Source organism: Methylobacter sp. Wu8, assembly GCF_036440755.1.
Taxonomy (GTDB): Bacteria; Pseudomonadota; Gammaproteobacteria; order Methylococcales; family Methylomonadaceae; genus Methylobacter_A; species Methylobacter_A tundripaludum_A.
Map to the genome: position 1 here is coordinate 24,230 of NZ_JAZGVT010000035.1, position 15,650 is coordinate 39,879.

21 protein-coding genes are annotated in these 15,650 nt (G+C 50.6%); 5 read left to right on the forward strand and 16 right to left on the reverse strand.

Annotation, left to right across the window (positions count from 1 at the left end):
• Positions 1-76: 76 nt before the first annotated feature.
• Positions 77-976, forward strand: coding sequence for a LysR family transcriptional regulator (locus tag V3O24_RS02380; protein ID WP_331306017.1), 900 nt, complete (start codon positions 77-79; stop codon positions 974-976).
• Positions 977-1,699: 723 nt separating this feature from the next.
• Here the strand turns inward: V3O24_RS02380 and V3O24_RS02385 are convergent.
• The 8 genes from V3O24_RS02385 to V3O24_RS02420 form a co-directional block, all read right to left on the reverse strand.
• Entirely contained in the window at positions 1,700-4,372 is a 2,673-nt protein-coding gene (locus tag V3O24_RS02385; protein WP_331306018.1) for a COR domain-containing protein, read from the reverse strand.
• Between the two features lie 87 nt (positions 4,373-4,459).
• Positions 4,460-4,900, reverse strand: a complete 441-nt coding sequence (locus V3O24_RS02390; RefSeq protein WP_104424499.1) for a PIN domain-containing protein — start codon at positions 4,898-4,900, stop codon at positions 4,460-4,462.
• Complete coding sequence (locus V3O24_RS02395) at positions 4,890-5,105, reverse strand: DUF2281 domain-containing protein (protein ID WP_331306020.1); 216 nt, start codon at positions 5,103-5,105, stop codon at positions 4,890-4,892. The genes V3O24_RS02390 and V3O24_RS02395 overlap by 11 nt, the downstream gene beginning before the upstream one ends.
• A gap of 386 nt (positions 5,106-5,491) precedes the next feature.
• On the reverse strand, positions 5,492-5,869 hold the full coding sequence (locus tag V3O24_RS02400; RefSeq protein WP_331306022.1) for a type II toxin-antitoxin system VapC family toxin: 378 nt from the start codon (positions 5,867-5,869) through the stop codon (positions 5,492-5,494).
• Positions 5,853-6,104 carry a type II toxin-antitoxin system prevent-host-death family antitoxin gene (locus V3O24_RS02405; RefSeq protein ID WP_331306023.1) on the reverse strand — a complete coding sequence of 84 codons (252 nt, stop codon included), beginning with the start codon at positions 6,102-6,104 and terminating at the stop codon, positions 5,853-5,855. Before V3O24_RS02405 ends, V3O24_RS02400 begins: the two co-directional genes overlap by 17 nt.
• A gap of 138 nt (positions 6,105-6,242) precedes the next feature.
• A complete protein-coding gene (locus tag V3O24_RS02410; protein ID WP_331306024.1) occupies positions 6,243-6,461 on the reverse strand; it encodes a 4-oxalocrotonate tautomerase family protein in 219 nt (72 codons plus the stop codon).
• Between the two features lie 50 nt (positions 6,462-6,511).
• The gene (locus tag V3O24_RS02415) at positions 6,512-7,153 is read right to left on the reverse strand and encodes an isochorismatase family cysteine hydrolase (RefSeq protein WP_331306025.1); all 642 of its coding nucleotides are present in this window, start codon (positions 7,151-7,153) and stop codon (positions 6,512-6,514) included.
• 52 nt (positions 7,154-7,205) lie between these two features.
• Positions 7,206-7,784, reverse strand: coding sequence for a carboxymuconolactone decarboxylase family protein (locus tag V3O24_RS02420; protein ID WP_331306026.1), 579 nt, complete (start codon positions 7,782-7,784; stop codon positions 7,206-7,208).
• 179 nt (positions 7,785-7,963) lie between these two features.
• On the opposite strand from V3O24_RS02420, the gene V3O24_RS02425 reads away from it, so the two are divergent.
• The 3 genes from V3O24_RS02425 (at position 7,964) to V3O24_RS02435 (ending at position 10,405) form a co-directional block, all read left to right on the forward strand.
• Positions 7,964-8,851 (forward strand): AraC family transcriptional regulator, encoded by an 888-nt coding sequence (locus V3O24_RS02425; protein WP_331306028.1) that lies wholly within the window; start codon positions 7,964-7,966, stop codon positions 8,849-8,851.
• Positions 8,852-9,492: 641 nt separating this feature from the next.
• Positions 9,493-9,747 carry a hypothetical protein gene (locus V3O24_RS02430; protein ID WP_331306029.1) on the forward strand — a complete coding sequence of 85 codons (255 nt, stop codon included), beginning with the start codon at positions 9,493-9,495 and terminating at the stop codon, positions 9,745-9,747.
• A 13-nt stretch (positions 9,748-9,760) separates the two neighbouring features.
• Positions 9,761-10,405 (forward strand): DUF3047 domain-containing protein, encoded by a 645-nt coding sequence (locus V3O24_RS02435; protein WP_331306030.1) that lies wholly within the window; start codon positions 9,761-9,763, stop codon positions 10,403-10,405.
• Positions 10,406-10,513: 108 nt separating this feature from the next.
• On the opposite strand, the gene V3O24_RS02440 is transcribed toward V3O24_RS02435, so the two are convergent.
• The 3 genes from V3O24_RS02440 to rdgC all read right to left on the reverse strand — a co-directional run bounded on the left by V3O24_RS02440 (position 10,514) and on the right by rdgC (position 12,531).
• A complete protein-coding gene (locus V3O24_RS02440) occupies positions 10,514-10,888 on the reverse strand; it encodes a VOC family protein (RefSeq protein WP_331306031.1) in 375 nt (124 codons plus the stop codon).
• A 45-nt stretch (positions 10,889-10,933) separates the two neighbouring features.
• Positions 10,934-11,401, reverse strand: coding sequence for a peroxiredoxin (locus V3O24_RS02445; RefSeq protein ID WP_331306032.1), 468 nt, complete (start codon positions 11,399-11,401; stop codon positions 10,934-10,936).
• A gap of 221 nt (positions 11,402-11,622) precedes the next feature.
• Positions 11,623-12,531 (reverse strand): recombination-associated protein RdgC, encoded by a 909-nt coding sequence (rdgC, locus tag V3O24_RS02450; protein WP_331306033.1) that lies wholly within the window; start codon positions 12,529-12,531, stop codon positions 11,623-11,625.
• Positions 12,532-12,706: 175 nt separating this feature from the next.
• On the opposite strand from rdgC, the gene V3O24_RS02455 reads away from it, so the two are divergent.
• Positions 12,707-13,039: a hypothetical protein gene (locus V3O24_RS02455; protein ID WP_331306034.1), complete on the forward strand. Its 333-nt coding sequence runs from the start codon at positions 12,707-12,709 to the stop codon at positions 13,037-13,039.
• A 117-nt stretch (positions 13,040-13,156) separates the two neighbouring features.
• Here V3O24_RS02455 and V3O24_RS02460 read toward each other — a convergent pair whose 3' ends face one another.
• The 5 genes from V3O24_RS02460 to V3O24_RS02480 form a co-directional block, all read right to left on the reverse strand.
• Complete coding sequence (locus V3O24_RS02460) at positions 13,157-13,507, reverse strand: Rap1a/Tai family immunity protein (protein WP_104424512.1); 351 nt, start codon at positions 13,505-13,507, stop codon at positions 13,157-13,159.
• A 390-nt stretch (positions 13,508-13,897) separates the two neighbouring features.
• Positions 13,898-14,116, reverse strand: coding sequence for a hypothetical protein (locus V3O24_RS02465; protein WP_331306036.1), 219 nt, complete (start codon positions 14,114-14,116; stop codon positions 13,898-13,900).
• Between the two features lie 46 nt (positions 14,117-14,162).
• Complete coding sequence (locus V3O24_RS02470; RefSeq protein ID WP_331306037.1) at positions 14,163-14,531, reverse strand: hypothetical protein; 369 nt, start codon at positions 14,529-14,531, stop codon at positions 14,163-14,165.
• Positions 14,532-14,612: 81 nt separating this feature from the next.
• Positions 14,613-14,930 (reverse strand): antibiotic biosynthesis monooxygenase, encoded by a 318-nt coding sequence (locus V3O24_RS02475; RefSeq protein ID WP_331306040.1) that lies wholly within the window; start codon positions 14,928-14,930, stop codon positions 14,613-14,615.
• Between the two features lie 82 nt (positions 14,931-15,012).
• Entirely contained in the window at positions 15,013-15,435 is a 423-nt protein-coding gene (locus V3O24_RS02480) for a VOC family protein (protein WP_331306041.1), read from the reverse strand.
• Between the last annotated feature and the right edge of the window lie 215 nt (positions 15,436-15,650).

Sequence of the window (15,650 nt, forward strand, 5' to 3'; positions counted from 1 at the left end):
TATAGTGTGTCGTATTGCAAAAAGATAAAGAATAGCTAAAATTATCAATTTACTATTCCGATAACTGGAACTATCAATGAGTCGTCTGCATTTAATGAGCGTGTATGTCGCGGTGGTCGATGCGGAAGGCTTTGCCGGCGGCGCCCGCAAGCTACACATGTCGCCACCGGCCGTGACGCGCGCGGTGGCGGCGTTGGAAGAGCGCTTGGGCGTTAAATTGCTGAACCGCACCACCCGCTACGTGCGGATGACCGAGGCCGGCCAGAAATACTACGAGGACGCCAAACACATCATCGCCTTGGCCGATGAAGCAGACGACGCGGCGCTGGGCATCAACGCCGAACCGCGCGGCCAACTCACCGTCACCGCCTCGGTTTTGTTCGGCCGCATGTACGTGATGCCCGGCATCGTCGAGTATTTGCGCCGTTACCCGGCGGTGGAAGTCAACGCAGTGTTCGTCGACCGGGTCGTCAACATGCTGGAGGAAGGCGTGGACGTGGCGATCCGCATCGGCGATTTGCCGGATTCGTCGTACCGGGCGCTACGGGTCGGCGCGGTGCGGCGAGTGGTGTGCGCGTCGCCCGACTATTTGGCGGCACGCGGCATCCCGCAAGCGCCGGAAGATTTACCGGCGCACGACATTATCCTGGCGCGGGGCTTAAATCCCGTCAACGAGATGCGCTTCGTGCGCGACGGCCTGCCGCAGACGGTCAAGTTACAACCGATATTGAGCGTCAGCGACAACGACTCGGCGGCCGGCGCGGCGCTGGCCGGACTAGGCATCACCCGCTTGCTGTCCTACCAAATTGCCGAGCCGCTACAGACCGGCAAACTGAAAATCGTGCTCAGCGAGTTCGAAAGCCCGCCGGTACCGATCCACATTCTGCACCGCGAAGGCCGCCACTCGTCGGCCAAAATCCGTTCGTTCGTCGATATGATGGCGGAGCGTTTGCGGGCGGAGTTATCGCTGAATTGATCGGATTAGAATGGATAGGGGCATACATTAGCCTCAATGCTGTTGACTTAAGCAACGCAAAGCCCTCTCCAGAGGGAGAGGGTTGGGTGAGGGGAAATCAAAATAAGGAAGAAAGCTTATTTAATCCCCCTCATCCCAACCTTCTCCCTCAGGGAGAAGGGGGACGTACTCTTAAGTCAACGGCATCGTCCATTAGCCTGCCCCTTTCAATAGGCCAAAAAAATCTTGTTAGGAACAGGCATAAATTAATTTATACCCAAAGGGCATAAGTTTCGTTTGAGCAGACAAGCTGCTCAACTCAGCTTTAAGCAATGACCATGAAGCGCATGAAGGACATGAAGACTTCAATCCTTCATGCCTTTCATGTTCTTCATGGTTTAAAAATAAAACTCACATCACATCACATCACATCGCTCCGGGGCCGCTGTTTTCGGCCACCCAAAAGTAATACGGCAACTTTATAAGGCTTAGTTGCGCGGTGCCGTGGAATGATAGGTTGGAACGGGCGTTGAAAAAGCTGGGGGGATATGGCTGGGGAATTGATGCCGGTATTATGGCTTGTATAGACAGGCGAAGCATCACTGCCATTAAGTTAATAAGACAATGACAGCGTAGGAGCGGGCCGCGCCCGCGACATTTGGGCGACGATTGCAGTGCTTTCATCGCGGCATGGCCCGCTCCTACAATGCTTAATTTAATGGCAGTGAGGCAAACCATGATTAATTAATTCAATAATCGCTCAATTCCCTTTACCACTTCCAACCATGCTTGGTTTTCATTAACCCAATGTTGGGTGTTGGTTACCGGTTCGCCTTTATTCGGCAATGCATTGTATTTAGCAAAGTCCAATTTTTCCCAAAGGCAAAAATCGACAATGATTGGGACAAGTTTGCATTCGTCGTTTTTACAAAGCTCCTCAATCAACGGCAGCTCCACATTTTGAATATAATCGGTTGCCATACTATGGTGAGATACCAAATACAGCACTATATCGGCTTGGTGTAGCTCTTGTTTGATGCGCGTGTCCCATTCTTCACCTGCGAGCAAATCCCTATCGTTCCAAGTGATCATGTTGTTTCGTAATCCGGCAAGATGTTTGATTAACGTGTCTTTATGATCATTGTCGTGTTTGGAATACGAAATAAAAATGCTCGGTAAAATTTTTGCTTGGCCCCAGTCCGGCATCTTGTGGACTTGGATGCCATCCAACAGCTCCAATACCCGTACATCCTCATAACTGACAGGGCATTCGATAGTTAATTTGCCGTCTTTTTTACGTTTCAACAGTTGTTTTTGCCCGAAAAACTCCGGCTCAGTTTGTAGACGGCAACTTTTACAATGACAAGGAATCAACTTGGTCACTTTTTCCGCCAAGCCGTTAAAGGTGTTGTTTAACTTATCCAAATCTGCCGCAAGCACACTCAGTAATTCCTTATGCTCAACACCTCTGGCGCGTAATACGATTTCCCCGCCTTTGGGCGGAATTTCCACCAGCACTTGGGTTTCGTCACGCTCGAATAATGCCCCCGACATCCACGCCAATTCCGGCTGCCGCACAAAATAATGCTGACGCACCATCAGCCGGCTGACCATGCCTTTGGGCAAAAACTCGTAACAAAATCGCAATACCAAATCGCCGGGCTTGGCCCAGTCGTTTAGCACCTCGGGTTTGGACGGCGGCAACAATTGCGGAGCCAGCCAAGTTTCAGGTCGGGTGTCGGGCAAGGCATAACATAATTCAAATTTTTGCATCAAAGCCAGCAGCTCCGGGTGCATATCCCTATAGTCCGAATCCTGCCACAGCCGGGCGCAATCGTCGGCATTAAAACGGCCTAACTTCGCCTTGACGGTTTCATCGTCGAGCATCTTAAAAACCGCCGTTGTCGCCCACTGGTTTTGCAAAATCACTGTCCGAGCCAACAAGCGGTCGTCCTGAAAATGCAAAAACACGCCCAAGTCGTGCAAATAGCGGCTTAAATGCAGCGCCTTGTCGCGGTCGAACGGCAAATGCTTAGCGTAAAGATCGAAATACTCGCTCTGGCTGATGGTGGCTTGCCGTTCGGCTAACTGCTCGATGTCGGCGCGGATGTCCAGCCAGCGGGCCGGCAGCTCTTCGCCGATATGCGGCAGGTTTTTGGCGAAAAATTCTATGGCTGCATGTAAAGACTCCGCCCCGTCTGGTCGCTCAAGATTGCCCCGATAACAGTCCTTGACGTTATCGAAGCCGCCTTTAATACCGGCCAGATCGATTTGTTTGCTGCGCCCGCCTTTTTCATTCTGGAAAATCAGCACCGGGCTGTGGCTGCTGAGTAAATCCACCGCTTCCAGCCAATATTTAAAGCCCTCGTCCACCAAGGTTTTATGATCCTTGCGGGTGTCGTCCAGCAATACATACAAAGAACGCTGGGTTAAAAAAAACTGGTGGGTGGCATGGTAAATTTCCTGTCCGCCGAAATCCCAAACATTCAGGCGGAACGTGCGCCCGTTCGGATAACGGGCGTCGCTCACCTCAAATTCATGCCGGTGTATCGCGATGCCCTTGGTGGTTTCGTTTTCTTCGGGCAAAGGCAGTTGGGGGTGGTATAGCCGTCGCAGCAAACTGGTCTTGCCTGCACCGCCTTCGCCGACCAGCAATAATTTGGCTTCGTATATATGGTCTGTGCCTTGGCTTTGTTTTTCCTTGAAATAATTCAAGATCGCATCGTTACCTTGTTGGACGATGGCTACCGGCGGGTTGGTTAGGGGACAATTTTCGACATTAACCCCATCACAATTCCAATTCTCAGCATTAGTCCACTTTACCGAAAGACCATTTTCGATCAATGCCCTCAATGGTCTAAGGTCTGATACATGCGTATCGCTGATATCAATCCCTTGCAGATCGCTCAGACTTGTTAACGGACTAATGTCTGTAATCTTTGTGTTCCAAACATAAAGCCGCTGTAACTTGCTCAGATTTGCCAATGGACTTAGGTTTGAGATTTGTGTGCGGCCAGCATAAAGCACTTGCAGATTGCTTAAATTCATTAATGCACTGAGATCGGCTACTTGCGTGAATCTAATGTCAAGCAATTGCAAGTTTCTTAGTCCTTCCAGTGGGCCTAGGTCAGCCAAACCAGATGTTTTGTGATGATTTCCTGATAAAAAAAGCCGCTTAAGCTGTTTAAGTTGTCCTAAACAATTACTGAGCTTAAAGATGTTGTTTTTTTCTGTATTATTTTGGCAATTATGCCATTGCTTGCCATCCCACCACTCTTCAGCAAACGACAACCCCTCCAACCAAACCAAATCACCAATTTCATCCGGCACTTTGGATAAGCCGCAGTTACCCAGATCCAGAAAAATGTCGCGGGTCTTTTTATTTTCGGCGATAAGCCGCAGGGCTAGTTCTGACATGGTAAATCCAAAAATACATAGTTAAAGCTAACGTCAGCCAGGCTGACGTTCTGCATGACGGTTTGATTTAGACGGACTGGACGTAATTCAAAATGACGGATTCGCAGCCGAACGGAACGGGTTGACGATGGTCAAACAACCTTCAATCGTTTGCCCGTGTTGCATATCTTCACTGAACAAAGTTGCACAGCCGGCATCGATAGCTGCGGCGACAATCAGGCTGTCCCAGTAACTGAGCGAATAGGATTTTCTCAGACGGGATGCCAGCAAATGTTGGGATGCATTCGAGGTAATGACTTCGCAGTCTTGATACCAGCCTTGGATCAAGACGCGCATTTGCTCTTCCGGCATGTTCACTTTTTTAATCAGGTTGCTGCAAATTTCGCGGATAACTTGAGAATTAATGACGGGACGAGCCAAGTTCAGGAGAAAGCCGGCAGCCTGCCGATGCCTGTCATCGTGTTCTTCCGCTCTCCGAATCAGCGAATACAGCCAGATATTGGTATCGACAAAGACTTTAGCGGGCATTAGCTTCCTCACGGCTTAAAGGGGTAAAGTCGGCGACAAGCTGCGGGTGCGTTATCAAAGAAGCCAGGGACGATTGCGCAAGGTTTTTTTCTTGTCCATGTTCAACCTGATTGCGGGCAGCCAAAAATTCAACAAAATCGAAAACCTCGGCTTGTTTGGCTTCGGGAAGTTGCTGTAATTTTTCGATTAATTTTGCATAGCTCATTTTTAAGCCCATTTATTTAATATGTTTATACGTGGTGGTGCGGTAGAAAGACACCAAGGTTTCCGAGAATATCACTCTCAAAGGTTCAGGCGCATATACAAATCTTGATCACGTCTATCGGATGGGGCGTTTTCGCAAAGTCCAGTGAGTCTTGTCTTTTGGAAATTAACAAAAAAGCGGGGAATAAGCCAGCGCTATTAATTCGCGCGGTGTCGATAGCGGTTGCCCCGGCGCCACGGTGACAGGTTCGTAAAGCTGTAAGGCGGTTTCGCGACAGCAAACCGCCATAGCCGGGAAGAGCTAATCTGATTCTCGCCCGGATTTTTCAAGCGGTTTTATATCCGTTGTATTTGGTTTTGTGCGGTGATTGCGGTAACCGCCACGTTTTACTTTTTAATGACAAGCACATCATCAAGATAATCCCGAAACGCCGCATCGTAAGTCACAATATGCAGCTTCTCGTACTTGGCTTGGGCAATCAACAATCTATTGAACGGGTCTTTATGACGATCATCCAGTTCGAGAACGGTTTGGACATGGTAAGGCGTGATATTCAGCCATTGAAAACCTTGCGCTTCAATGTCTTCGGCGATGTGTTCCGAGGGCAAGGGCATTTTACCCAAGCCGTTTTTGATCGCCATTTCCCAGACTGTTACCGAACTGACCAATGCGCCTTCGGCCTGAATCCGCTCGATGATCGGGCGGTGCTTGATTTCGCCCATCAGCCAGTCGTAAACAATACAGGTATCAAGCAGCAGGCGCATTGTTGCTATCGGTAAATAATTGTTCTACTTCGGCGTTGGTCTCGGCGGAATTCCAGTCCGCCGAATAAGCGGCACGGCCTTTCCAGGCACCGGGAGGGGCGACTTTATTGGCCGTATATTTAACAAGTTTGGCGACGGGGACGCCGTTACGGGCGATGACCACTTCTTCGTCTCTCTCGGCCGCGACGATCAGGCTGGACAAGTTGTTTTTGGCTTCGAGTATGTTGACTTGCATCGAGGATACCGGGGCTAAGTTGGCTAATGCTAGCCAACTTAATTGAGTCCGCCTTTAGTGTCAAGAGAACGCTTCTTCTGTGGCGCTGTAGGCGCGGATAAATCCGCAGCTACAAACGCTCAAGTTATTACGAGTCAATTACCCTGACTGACTCATCGCCCGAATCGCATCGGTGGTGACGGCTTGTCCGCCGACGCCCCATTGGCCCGAAGCGACATCCTCGATCAGAACCCAGGTGACCGGCCTTAAGCCTTCGCCCTCTACCGAGACGATCGCATCGGTGACCTTGCTGATGATTTCCTGTTTTTGTTGCAGCGATAAATATCCGCTGATACCTTTGATTTGTACGAGTGGCATGGTGTTTCTCCTGTCAAAATGATTGTGGTTGTGCTGTTAAACGCGTATTTTTACTGGCCGCAGGATGAGCCGGGACTGGTAGCGGAGCATGATCCTGCGGCCTGCTCAAGAAATTCCCGCTGCGTCACCGGCAAGGAAAACATCGGCCAGTTGTTCTCGACGGAAATGCGGTACTGCTCGAGACCGATGGTCGCGCTGGCGTCGGTGATGCCGAACACCCGGTAGCCTTTGTCGTAAGCGGAACGCATTGTGGATTCGATGCAGATATTGGTCAGCTGGCCCGCAAGCGCTATGGTGGTGATGCCGTGGGCGCGCAATACGAAGTCGAGGTTGGTTCCGGCGAACGCATCGATGCTGGACTTGCCGTCGATAACAATATCGCTGTCCCGGCGGTCGATGACCGGTGCGATTTCGCTGCCCCAAGTCTTCTTGACCAAAGCGCCCGCATCTTTCACCGTTGCCATGATGCCGTAAGGCGCATGGCCCATCTCCCGGTAATCCGGGGAAAATTGGATCGGCGTATGCACGATCAGCATGCCTTGTTTGCGCGCACCGTTGATCAGCCGGTTAAGATTGGCGATGACTTGGTGTTTTTCGAGCACGGGTTTCAAGAGCGGATACAGCTTGCCGCCCTCGCTGAGAAAGTCGTTCTGTAATTCCAGCAGGACGATTGCGGTCTGTTTTGCATTCATATAGGGCTCCTTCGATTGAGTTGAACGGCCGTGGTTATTGAGCGTAGGATGATTACGCGCATTGTTTGTCGCACTGGGCCGGTTCCTCCCATGCTTCAGCCTGGAATTGGGCGTCCAGCGGCGTGTGCATAATATGATTGGCGTAGTTGCTGAGGGTCTTCATGGTCACGCCCAGCACCACTTCCAATACCTGAGCGCGGCTATAGCCTGCGGCGATAAAGCTGTCCAACGCCTTGCCGACTACCATGCCCCGCTGCTTGACAACGGCACGGGTGAACGTCGCCAAGGCGTCCAGCTTCTTGTCCGGCAACGGCTGCTGTTCACGCAGTGCATTCACCATAGCGGCATCGGCCTTCACCATGTGCTTGGCAATGATTGAATGCGCCGCTACGCAGTAAGCGCAGTGGTTTTCGATGCTGGCCGAAAGCAGCACCACTTGCCGTTCTACCGGCGTCAGCGAGGTCTTGTCGAGGATGGCGCCCAGATTTAGATAGGCTTGTAAAACCGTGGGCGATTCGGCGAGGCCGCCCAGTAAATTCGGCACAAAGCCATAATTTTGCTGCGCGCCTTCGAGCAGCGACTGGGCGGCAAGAGGCGCTTTCGGGATGGAATAAATGTTAAATTGGGACATACTATATCTCCTGTTTTTCGATTAATCTGGATGGGTTTTGTTATGCAAGGGTTTGGGCTAAACGTTCATTTCACGGTCTCCGCACTGAAAAATTTCGACGGGGATAGGTTAATCAATCCGGCTTGCCGAACCCATGCCTGCGATTCCGGGATTGTTGTCCGATTGTCCGGGAGATTGATGTGGATGCTTTAACGGCGCTGGTCAATGCGCTGAACTTGCGCGCCAAACTGGTTTATTCGGGCGGCGTTTGCGGGCGCTGGTTGATGGATCACAATTCCGATACGTCGGTTTGGTTTCATTTAGTCAGCAAGGGGCAAGGCTGGGTGCATTCGCCGAGCCGGGAAACGCCGCTGGCGTTGGAAAACGGCGATTTGATTTTGTTTCTGCCGCATGCGCCGAAGCACTTTTTGTCCTACAGCGCCGAGCATTTGCCTTGCGATGCGGCCGACACCCGTTTGACCGGCTGGGAGGGCGGCGAGTCGGGATTTGTTTGCGGGGAAATCGAGCTGGCTACGCCCCGGTCATTGTTGTGGCAGGCGCTGCCCGCCGAGATTGTGATCAAAAAGAACCAGGCAGGCGACATACTGGCCAAGCTGATCGAGCTGGTTATCGGCGAGGCTTCCGGCCGGCGCTTCGGCAGCGACTCGGTCGTGGAACGGTTATGCGACAGCCTGTTCGTGCTGGTGATCCGTTACTGCATAGAGGAAGGTTTGGTAGGGCAAGGTGTGTTTGCGGCGATGCAGGACAGGCGGCTGGCAACCGTGTTGGGCTTGATTCATCAGCAGCCTTGGCAGCCCTGGACAATCGCCGAACTCTGCTCCCACGCCGGCATATCAAAAACCCTGCTGTCGGAAAAATTTGCCTTGTACCTTGGCGCATCCCCGATTGAATATCTGACTCTTTGGCGCATGCAAATTGCGGCGCATTGGTTAAAAGAAACCGGGATGACGGTGGAGCGCGTCGCCGAGCGCTGCGGCTACGAATCCGTGCCTGCATTCAGCAAAGCCTTCAAACGCTGTTTGGGCGCGTCTCCCGGCGCATTTCACCGTGCAGAGACAATTAAATAAAACCTCCCTGCCATGCGTTTCCCCGCGCCGCCTGAACCGAGAATGCGGTGTAAGGGTTGCGTTCCTCGTTTTTGCCGGGGGGCGAAGGGCCATCCTTGGCCCCTCTGGCAACGCACTGCATCCCAATAGCGCCTTGCGGGCGAAAGCTCCGGTATTTTTTCTCGTTCCCACGCGCTGCGTGGGAATGCAGTTAAAGGCGCGCTGCGCCGCGAATTGAGTGCATTCGAGGCGCTCCATAGTTATTGGTTTTTGTGTTTTTTGCATCTTACGCTTGTAAGGAATTCAGGGCGGCTCCGACCGATAGACAGGGCGGCTTTACGGCGTTTGTTGTTAAAACGCTCCCTGCCGTTTCAAACCGAAGTCCATCCGCTGTAAGGCGAGCGGGACAAATTTATCAGGATAGCTGTAAATCGCATCCGGTCTATATGAGGAATAAACATGGCGAACATCAGACGCCGCAGTACCTTGGCCCAAGGAGCGACCCAGCTTAAGGAAAGGCTGTGCAGCGCCGCGGTATGGCAGTTACAAGCTGCTGGGATCGTTGCCGCTCAACGGCCGGATAAGCGTCGATTTCCGGCTGTCAACCGCCGACAAAACCAGTCACAATCAACGCATAAACGTTTATGCAACATGGGGGGAATATGTACAAAAAACTTCTGATCCGGCTGTTGCCGATAGCGATAGCCGCCTTCTTTCTGTTCGACGGTTCGCAAATGTTAAGTCTGGACAATATTAGCGAGCATCGGCAGGCTTTGATGGACTTTACCGACCGGCATTATTTGTTGATGCTGATCGCTTGCGCTATCGGTTACAGCCTGTCCACCGCGTTAAGCCTGCCGGGCGGTACGGTGTTGTCGCAGCTGCCTATATGGCTGAAACACAGGGCAAACGAGTGAGCGGAGAATAGGCATGAGAGGGTTAATCATCATGTTATTGGCGGTTTTAGCTATACCGGAGACGGCTGCCGAGCCTAAGCCGATGCTGGGCGAATTCAGCCGCAACCGGCTCGACGGTTGGGAGCGGCAAAGTTTTAAAGGCGAAACCCGCTATCAATTGCAAAACCTGGATGGTGTCGTGGTGCTTAAGGCTGACAGCCGCGCAGCGGGTTCCGGCTTGTTCAAGGAGCAGCGCATCGATCTGGAGCAAACGCCGTTTCTGAATTGGTCCTGGCGCGTTGCCAACCGTTTGAGCGGCTTGAACGAGCAAAGCAAGGCCGGAGACGATTATGCCGCCCGCATTTATGTGGTGATCAAGGGCGGTCTGGCGTTTTGGCAGACCAAAGCGATTAATTACGTCTGGGCGGGCGGCAGCGGAAAAGACAGTATCTGGCCCAACGCGTTTGCCGGCGATCATGCGATGATGCTGGCTTTGCGCGGCCCGGAAGCGGCGTTGAACCGCTGGTACAGCGAAAAGCGCAATGTCAGGGCCGACCTGCAAACACTGTTCGGCGAAGACCTGCGCATTATCGATGCGGTGGCGCTGATGACCGATACCGACAACAGCGGCAAGCAAGTTACCGCCTTTTACGGCGATATTTGGTTTTCCAGGGATTGACGATGCGTGTATACCCGCTCTCTTCGGCTGAGCTCAGGGCTAACGGGATGTTGAAATACCCGGCTGCGTTTTTAGGATCAAGCGCCTTGTTCAAAACAGGGCTAAGCCTTATACCCGCTGAAGAATCTCCAGCGCATTGCCGTCCGGGTCGCGGCAAAACAGCGCTTTTCGCCCTGATTTGCTCAGGGTGTAGGCAATGCCGTTTTGGTCCAGCGCCTCCCGAACCGGCTCCAGGTCCGGCACGCTTAAGGCGACATGCCGATCGCGTCCGCCGTGTTCGGGGCGTCCGGTTGTCGGGTCGGGATTTTCCAGCTCCAGTAAATGAATCTGTTGCGCGCCCAGTTGCAGCCACGCGCCGGGAAAGCCAAGATCGGGCCTGGCGGTTTGCTGCATGTCGAGAACATCGCAGTAAAACTTCAGCGATGCCGCCGTATCGGAAACAATCAGACTGGCATGATGCAGGGTGAAATTAAATTTTGACATTAAGCTTTCTTCCAAAGTGCGGACGAAAATCCAACTGCGATCGGCTCATTGCAGGTTTTTTACTTTTTCCAATACGTCCTGGGCATGGCCGTCGGGCGTGACGCCATACTCCACATCAACCAATGCGCCTTGTTTGTCGATGATGAACGTGGAGCGGAGAATGGCCATGCTTTTAACGCCGTTCTTTTCCCGTTCCCGCCATACGCCGTAGCTTTCGCAAAGTTCGCCATCGACATCGGCCAGCAAATCCACTTTCAGATCGAATTTTTTAATAAAATCCACATGGCTGGCGCAAGAATCCTTGCTCACACCGATAACCACGGTATCCGCCTTGGCAAATTCCCCGGCAAGCTGGGTGAACTGGTTGGCTTCTATGGTGCAGCCCGGCGTGTCGTCTTTGGGGTAAAAATACAAAACGACATTCTTTTTGCCTGCGTAATCGGACAAATTAACCGTTTCATCGAATTGATTTTTTGAGTTGAACAGCGGGGCTTGTTGGTGTTTTTCTAACATGGGAATCTCCTTCAGAGTTCGCGGATTGTTAAAGCCTGAAACCGCAGTGTAAGCGGATCAAAGATTCCCTGCAAGCCTCATAAAACCTGGGGATATGTGCGTTAATTAGCCTGGAGCGTGAAAAGACTCTTATTCACCACGAAGGACACGAAGAAATAAAACTTCGTGTCCTTCGTGCCTTCGTGGTGATAGTTTTAAACGTAATTAATGATGAATTACGATTATGCCTTATTCTCGCCGCCGAATAACTCCAGCAAACGCGGCAGGAAATTAGCCAGTTCCAGCGACATAATCGAGAAATCGACATCGAACCGCTCGGCTTCGGAAGCGGTATCAATATCGGCCACCTGATCCTGGATCAAATCAAGAAACTTCAGGCGCTTAACGGCCAGATTCTCGTCGATAATGAAAGCAATGCGGTCGGCCCAATTGACCGCCAGCTTGATGACTTCCTTGCCGGTATCCAGATGGTTCTTGATTTCCGGCAGGCTCAGGTCATGGCGTTTGCAACGGATGATGCCGCCTTCCTCTTCCGGCGCGCGCAACTCGCACTCGTCTTCGATGGTGATGTCGTCCGGCGGCTGATTGTTGACCAGCCATTCGGTCATGACTTTGACCGGCTTTTCGACGGTATTCAGCGGAACGGCCGGTAGCGAACCCAGGCATTTGCGCAAACTGCTTAGCAAATCCTCGGCTTTTTTGGCGGACGCCGCATCGACGATCAGCCAGCCGCCCTTGGGATCGATATAGGCGTAAGTCTTGTTCGAGAACGTGAAAGCTCTGGGCAGCAACTCAAAGATAAGCTCGTCCTTAATAGCCGTGCGTTCTTTTTTGGATAACTTGCGGCCTTGCTGTTCCTCGGTTTCAAGAATCTTTTCCTGCATCATTTCATTGACGACGGACGCAGGCAGCACTCGTTCTTCCTTTTTTCCGCACACCATCAAAAAGCCGTTCGCGCTGTGCACCAGCTGTTCGGACGATTTACCCAGCGGCGAGGTCCAGCCGAAAGTAAATTCTTCATGGCTGCCGCAGGGGCGGAACGCCATTTGTGCAAGTTTTTCTTCCAGCTCTGCCGGAGTCAACGTGAAATCTTCAGTAAGACGGAAAATGCTCAGATTTTTAAACCACATGTGCAACGGAACCCTTGTAAATAAAATGACTGCGTATTATCGCAAATTTGACGAGGTAAAAATAAAGTAAATTTCGGGCAAACGGGACAGGGGAATGTTTTAAAGGCGCTTTGGATTGTATATGTCTAAATGGTAAAGTTTACACAGGCATTATTAAATCAAGGAATTTAACAAGATGAGATTAAAAGAAAAAGAGGTTGAAGTCGGCTATTTATATTTGACCACTGTAAATCAATACCGTGCCGTACTCGCGATGAAAGGCGAATTTTTGATTTATGCTCCCAGTTCGGAAGGGGCTGCGCCATTAAATCTGAATTCTGCAAAAATGCCGTTTGAAAATCAGCCGTTTAAGAAATGCCAAATCGCTACCTTTGCCAAAAAGGATTATCAAGCGTTTGACTTCAACGGCACTGAAGCTGTCAAACATAAATTGAATGAATTACAGCTGGCGGAAGCAATAGTACAGTGTAATGCCAAGTCAGCTATTGCCGCACTGTTAGCAGAATAAAGCCGTTACAATAGAAAAAGTGATAACTCAATGCTGGGGTTACGCTTCAAAAAAACTGTCACTAAAAACATCTTCTTAGAATTTATGCCCATAAATAAAGGATTTGTACATCCACGATTACTTCGGGCAAGGCCATTCTTTCATGAGTGCAGCTTTAACAAGTGACTCGGCACTTGAACTCCATAATTCTGGATGCTCATTTAGGTATTTAGACACAACATTTGCAGCTTGATCCGAAGTGATATTTTGTGGGCAAAATAAACCCGACCCAATAGTTGCGTCAACAACACCCATTACATAATAAACATAAGCCCCGGCATCATAGAGCTCCGCATTGTCTATATCACCGCTTTTATAGGCGGTTGACTTGTCGTGAAGCTTCTGGCCATTTATAAAAGCATTGAAACCGGCGTTAGCTGAGATTGGCATCAGCATTGTAGCGATTAGGATTAACTTTGACGCTTTCATTTTTACACTCCATGAATTTTTTGTTACATCAGGACAGTTTATATCGATATAAACTGGATTACACGCGCAACTGATAATGACAGGATTCGGCCCAGGCTGTGTCAAAACACACAAAAAACCTTCAGAAATAGAAATTACTCCATTTACTTGTAAAAACAGGATTAACTATTAATGACTACCCCCACTTTGGAGTGTAATTCAAGCAAAAGTAGGTTGATTATTTCCACCGACATGGGTGATTTTACGTTTTGACACAGCCTGGGCCAAAACCGGTCGATTGATAATTCTACATCAACGGCAGGTGAAAGTTCGATAACGGTCATTTAACGTAAAGTTGAGGGGCGCGTCCCTCTCGACCGCCATGTCAGGCTTGATATGTGTGCTGTGCATTCATTTTTTGTCGTTGCTTTCCAGCAGTTTTTTTCGTTCAGCTTCGTACTCCTGATACGAGATGAATTTGTCAGCCGATTTTTGCTCTACCGAAGGGCGAACAATCGATTCCCTTGTCTTTAACCCTTCGTAGACGTTGCCATAGTAGCGTTCGCTAATGGCGCATCCCGCAAGAAGTCCGAGGTGGACGCATAAGACAATGGCTATTGCTGTACGCATGACGCCCTCCTATTTCGGACCAATGAGTTGATGGCGTTGTTCGGCATTACTCAAAAGAACTCTGAATAATGAAGCCGAAGTGAGGAGTCGGATTGCTTACAATGATCTGCTCCCCAGAGGACTTTTTAATTACATACCCATCAAATATTTTTTCCTGCCCGCCCTGCAAATTTCCATACACTTTGACTTTCTCACCAATGGAAAGATCGAGTTCTTTATTGTCTAAGAGCTTGGCTCTGACCTGGATTGAACCGGAATTATCCGCCAGGGTAAATCCACTTTCACCAAGTTGCGTGATATTTCCCTCGATTGTGCTTACCGGCGGCAAGGCCAAGTTTTTGATCGGTGTAGTGCCAGCACACCCGCTGATCATTAAAACAACTACAGCCAATAGAGACAGAAAGCTAGCTTTCATTGCGATTTCTCCTTTTTCATTGATATACCTAAGCGGACGCTTTGAAGCGTCAGCGTAAAAGCGGTCCGGTTGACCGATTGGTTAAATGCCGTACTCACGCTCAACCTTAGCCACCCGAACCCGAAAACTGGAATACCATTGCTGATGGCCAAGTCTCTGAGCCTCTTGATGCTCAACATTTTTCTTCCAGTTGGTTATTGCTTCAAGGCTTACCCAGTACGACACAGTAATACCTACGTTCTCTCTAGCTGACTCAATGCCCAGAAAGCCTGGTTGCTCTGACGCTAATTCCACCATTCGTTCAGCCATTTCAGAGTAACCATTGTCGCCCTCTGTGCGATAGCTGCTGAAGATCACCGCGTAGTATGGAGGTTCAGGTGTATTGGCAATCTCTGACATAACTTCCTCTAGGTATTTAACGTAGAAGTGAGCGGACCTGCGCGGCTTTTCGCGCAGGTCCGCTCAACTGCAGGGTTGGGCCTCACTCTTCGGGCAGCAACTGCGGGTTCCACACGACCTCCCATAGATGATGATCGGGGTCTTGAAAATAGCCGGAGTAACCACCCCAAAAAGTATTCTGCGCTGGCTTAACGATAACGGCGCCTGCGCTCTTCGCCTGCTCCATAACGGCATGGACTTCGGCGATGGACGAGACGTTGTGACCAATGGAGAGTTCGGTGGGGTTTGGAATGCCTATCGGAATCCCCGCATCGTGAGCTAGACTCTTGCGCGGCCAAATTGCGAGTTTCAAGCCTGGCTGCAGATCGAAGAAAGCGACCGCCCCATACTCGAACTCTTTGCCAATGATGCCTTGCGTTGGTAGGCTGAGGCCATCGCGGTAGAAAGATACCGCTCGTTCCAAGTCGTCAACGCAGAGGGTAATAACTGTAATGCGCGGTTTCATGGAATGGTTCCTTCGCTCTGTGAGGACATGATGGCTCGGTTGTGTGAAGCCCAACGTTGAAAATCACCGGCTGCCAATGGCAGTCAGGTGGATTGCCCTGTTGGACGAAGCCGCTACCGCGGAGAACACCCCGCTGAACAGCCCCCGATAAAACAATTAAAATTTAACCTCAAGCCCTCATCAGAGGGATCGTTTATCATCAAACAATGAGGTTG

What these genes read in the sequence shown, in the direction of transcription:
- V3O24_RS02475 (WP_331306040.1), bottom strand. Translation starts at nt 14,930, where the DNA reads ATGTCAGAGATTGCCAATACACCTGAACCTCCATACTACGCGGTGATC.
- V3O24_RS02380 (WP_331306017.1), top strand. Translation starts at nt 77, where the DNA reads ATGAGTCGTCTGCATTTAATGAGCGTGTATGTCGCGGTGGTCGATGCG.
- V3O24_RS02395 (WP_331306020.1), bottom strand. Translation starts at nt 5,105, where the DNA reads ATGAGCTATGCAAAATTAATCGAAAAATTACAGCAACTTCCCGAAGCC.
- V3O24_RS02410 (WP_331306024.1), bottom strand. Translation starts at nt 6,461, where the DNA reads ATGCCACTCGTACAAATCAAAGGTATCAGCGGATATTTATCGCTGCAA.
- V3O24_RS02465 (WP_331306036.1), bottom strand. Translation starts at nt 14,116, where the DNA reads ATGCGTACAGCAATAGCCATTGTCTTATGCGTCCACCTCGGACTTCTT.
- V3O24_RS02390 (WP_104424499.1), bottom strand. Translation starts at nt 4,900, where the DNA reads ATGCCCGCTAAAGTCTTTGTCGATACCAATATCTGGCTGTATTCGCTG.
- rdgC (WP_331306033.1), bottom strand. Translation starts at nt 12,531, where the DNA reads ATGTGGTTTAAAAATCTGAGCATTTTCCGTCTTACTGAAGATTTCACG.
- V3O24_RS02440 (WP_331306031.1), bottom strand. Translation starts at nt 10,888, where the DNA reads ATGTCAAAATTTAATTTCACCCTGCATCATGCCAGTCTGATTGTTTCC.
- V3O24_RS02415 (WP_331306025.1), bottom strand. Translation starts at nt 7,153, where the DNA reads ATGAATGCAAAACAGACCGCAATCGTCCTGCTGGAATTACAGAACGAC.
- V3O24_RS02460 (WP_104424512.1), bottom strand. Translation starts at nt 13,507, where the DNA reads ATGAAAGCGTCAAAGTTAATCCTAATCGCTACAATGCTGATGCCAATC.
- V3O24_RS02430 (WP_331306029.1), top strand. Translation starts at nt 9,493, where the DNA reads ATGTACAAAAAACTTCTGATCCGGCTGTTGCCGATAGCGATAGCCGCC.
- V3O24_RS02405 (WP_331306023.1), bottom strand. Translation starts at nt 6,104, where the DNA reads ATGCAAGTCAACATACTCGAAGCCAAAAACAACTTGTCCAGCCTGATC.
- V3O24_RS02445 (WP_331306032.1), bottom strand. Translation starts at nt 11,401, where the DNA reads ATGTTAGAAAAACACCAACAAGCCCCGCTGTTCAACTCAAAAAATCAA.
- V3O24_RS02470 (WP_331306037.1), bottom strand. Translation starts at nt 14,531, where the DNA reads ATGAAAGCTAGCTTTCTGTCTCTATTGGCTGTAGTTGTTTTAATGATC.
- V3O24_RS02420 (WP_331306026.1), bottom strand. Translation starts at nt 7,784, where the DNA reads ATGTCCCAATTTAACATTTATTCCATCCCGAAAGCGCCTCTTGCCGCC.
- V3O24_RS02385 (WP_331306018.1), bottom strand. Translation starts at nt 4,372, where the DNA reads ATGTCAGAACTAGCCCTGCGGCTTATCGCCGAAAATAAAAAGACCCGC.
- V3O24_RS02435 (WP_331306030.1), top strand. Translation starts at nt 9,761, where the DNA reads ATGAGAGGGTTAATCATCATGTTATTGGCGGTTTTAGCTATACCGGAG.
- V3O24_RS02400 (WP_331306022.1), bottom strand. Translation starts at nt 5,869, where the DNA reads ATGCGCCTGCTGCTTGATACCTGTATTGTTTACGACTGGCTGATGGGC.
- V3O24_RS02455 (WP_331306034.1), top strand. Translation starts at nt 12,707, where the DNA reads ATGAGATTAAAAGAAAAAGAGGTTGAAGTCGGCTATTTATATTTGACC.
- V3O24_RS02480 (WP_331306041.1), bottom strand. Translation starts at nt 15,435, where the DNA reads ATGAAACCGCGCATTACAGTTATTACCCTCTGCGTTGACGACTTGGAA.